Source organism: Vibrio sp. Vb0304 (genome assembly GCF_033338995.1).
Taxonomy (GTDB): Bacteria; Pseudomonadota; Gammaproteobacteria; order Enterobacterales; family Vibrionaceae; genus Vibrio; species Vibrio alginolyticus.
The window spans coordinates 1-1,188 of the sequence record NZ_JAWOTT010000232.1; the positions used below are offsets into that span (position 1 = coordinate 1).

1 protein-coding gene and 1 pseudogene are annotated in these 1,188 nt (G+C 46.7%); one reads left to right on the plus strand and one right to left on the minus strand.

Annotated elements, in window-relative coordinates; genetic code table 11:
- Positions 1–466: pseudogene (locus R7P35_RS25230) on the plus strand (gfo/Idh/MocA family oxidoreductase); the annotation flags it as partial.
- 73 nt (positions 467–539) lie between these two features.
- Here R7P35_RS25230 and R7P35_RS25235 read toward each other — a convergent pair.
- The coding region (locus tag R7P35_RS25235; protein ID WP_318093144.1) for an MATE family efflux transporter at positions 540–1,188 on the minus strand (649 nt) is incomplete at its 5' end.

The following is a 1,188-nucleotide window of genomic DNA, read 5'->3' on the forward strand; positions in this document are numbered from 1 at the left end:
GTTTTCCAATGGATCCATCATGGACATCGGTTATTACTGCGTGGGTTCTGCGATAGAGTTGTTTGGTGAGCCGAACTCTGTTCAAGCCAGTGCACATGTGCTTCCATCAGGCGTTGACGGATGCGGCAGCGTAACGCTGGCGTATGATGGCTTTAACGTAAATCTTTTGCACTCGAAAGTCAGTGATTCTCTTATCCCAAGCGAGTTTCAAGGTGAGCAAGGCAGTGTGTTGGTCGATATGATCGCCACAGGCCGTGGTGTAGAGCGTATTCTTCGTGGTGAAGAAAAAGAGGCCCTAACTTTGCCTCAAACCGAGAATCATATGTTCTACGAAGCAGAAGCATTTGCGAAGCAGTTAAAGCTTGGTGTGATTGATGAACAAATGAAACAACGTTCGTTGACCGTTGCAAAAGTATTGACTGAAGTACGCAAACAAACTGGCGTAGTATTCCCTGCTGACCAGTAAACTTGTGCATGGTATAGCCAAAAGTTGATAGTAAGAAGCCCTCAGTTGAGGGCTTCTTTGTTAATACTAAAACTTAGGCTGTAGCTTGCTTTATCGCAAGTTTGTGTATGGTTTTACGGTAAGTAAGGTAAGCAGAAATACCCGCCATAATATTACCCACACACGCACCAAACAGCAGACCTCTGATACCGCCCAGTTGCGCACCCAGCCATAGGCAAGGTAGGAAGAAAACAAACAAGCGTAATGCCGAAATGGTTAATGCTGTGTACGATTTCCCTAGCGCATTGCAAATCGACACCATCAGCATACAAACGCCAAGAGAGCCCAAACTTATCGGCACAATCATTAGATGCATGTGGAGCACTTGTTCTACTTGGGTATCACTTGTCATTAACAATGCGAGCGGGTTTGCAAGCAAGAAGGTAATCGCTGCAATCAAAAGCTGGAAGCCAAGAATGAACTTAACCGCTATTCCAACCAGAGATTGAATGTCTCGATAGTTCTTTGCGCCTAACAAGCGCCCCACCATTGGAGGCATCGACATGGTCAGTGCCAATACAGACACAATGGCAAAAAACTCGTAACGTGAGCCTAGCGCCCAAGCAGCGACTGCGGCAGTTCCAAAGCTTGCAAGCAACTTGGTCGCTAACATTGAAGAGAGCGGCGGTAGCAATTGACTGACCATGGCTGGCCCCATGATGTTACCTATCGAAGTGACGCTT